Source organism: Mesorhizobium sp. M4B.F.Ca.ET.089.01.1.1 (assembly GCF_004022605.1).
GTDB lineage: Bacteria > Pseudomonadota > Alphaproteobacteria > Rhizobiales > Rhizobiaceae > Mesorhizobium > Mesorhizobium abyssinicae.
This window is the reverse complement of sequence record NZ_RZOS01000837.1, coordinates 1-1327: the sequence shown is the minus strand read 5'-3', so window position 1 is coordinate 1327 and position 1327 is coordinate 1. Positions and strand designations below refer to the sequence as shown.

General features: G+C 58.5%; 1 protein-coding gene and 1 pseudogene. One reads left to right on the top strand and one right to left on the bottom strand.

Features of this window, described 5'->3' with window-relative positions:
* A pseudogene (locus EN780_RS34360) lies at positions 1–542 on the top strand (hypothetical protein); the annotation flags it as partial.
* Here the strand turns inward: EN780_RS34360 and EN780_RS41045 are convergent.
* Positions 473–1006: a hypothetical protein gene (locus EN780_RS41045; protein ID WP_245500214.1), complete on the bottom strand. Its 534-nt coding sequence runs from the start codon at positions 1004–1006 to the stop codon at positions 473–475. The pseudogene EN780_RS34360 and the gene EN780_RS41045 sit on opposite strands and share 70 nt — an antisense overlap.
* Between the last annotated feature and the right edge of the window lie 321 nt (positions 1007–1327).

Sequence of the window (1327 nt, the reverse complement as noted above, 5' to 3'; positions counted from 1 at the left end):
GACAAAGGGCAATGACCAAAGCCGTCCCGGACATCGCATCGGAGTTCAACGTCTTTGCACCAATGCCCAGCAATGGTCGCCGCGACAAACAACGCCTGCAAACGGGCGCTGTGAGCCGCCGTCGTTCAACGAAAGATCACCAACGGAGGTCCCGAGGAGGCCCCATGAATCGCTGCACATCAGCATTTGCAATTCTTGCTTTCGGCACGTTCTGCACATCGTCGACCATCGCCATGGCGGCGCATTCGACCACCTATTCAGCGCCCGACAAGAGCGTCGTGTTTCTTGGTGGCGTTGGCTACACCTGGCTAAAGGGCAACGAGCTTTTCTACGACGAAGTGGGCAATCGTATCAGCAAATTGATCTGGGAAACCGGCGCGCCGGTTCTGACCACCGGGCTAAAGGCCGAGGTCTGGAAGAACTGGACCATCTCAGCCAACGGCGTATTGCCGGACAGGATTGGTCGGATCAGTCAATCCACCCCGACACCCGCCTTGACCGCTACATCAACCTTGACATGGCAGCAGGCCCAGACTTCGTGATCAACGATGCCACGGTTATCAACCTTCATGGTGGCTTCAAATACACCAACATGAAGTGGAAGGCCTATGGCGGTTCGTACATATAGAGTGGGGACCGCTTCGGCTTTTGCGAGGATCGCGGCAAGTTCCCGGACGGCGAACCGGTCATCGATTACGAACAGCGCTATTTCGGCCTGTTCCTTGGCGCGAAAGCGACCACGACGCTCGGGAACTTGACGCTCTCGGGTCTGCTCCGCAGCGGCTTCACCGTTGATGCAAGCGCTGTTGACCATCACTGGCTGCGCGAGGAGGGGCGCGGCCTGCGATTTGAGGACGACCTCTTCACGGTGCCGTTCATCTCGGCCGGCGCCAAGATCGATTATCAGATGACCGACCGCGCCAGCGTCTTCCTGGCCGGCAATGTCGACAAATATTTTCGCAACAAAGGCTAGAAAACGGCCTACAGCATCGCGACCGGCGAACAAGGAACCCACAAGGATAGCGCTGGCATGGACTTCTATGCCTTGACCCTGTCGGCCGGCTTCAAGCTGACGTTTTAAGCGCAGTCATTTCTGACGCTGAGCACGTAAGACCATGCGTGCATTAAGGACGCACAATGCCTCTGCGCGCAATCCATTCAATCGCGGATATCCAAGCGGCGCCGACGTCGGCCAGAATCTCAGGATTGTCCGGGCGGTCCGCCAGGCCTGGTATGGCCGGCGTGGAGGTGTTGTCCGCCGGTCATCCCGTCGATTTTAAGGTCCCGACGGCCGTCTGGCACCGGTGCGCGAGCCGCCAGAAAAGCG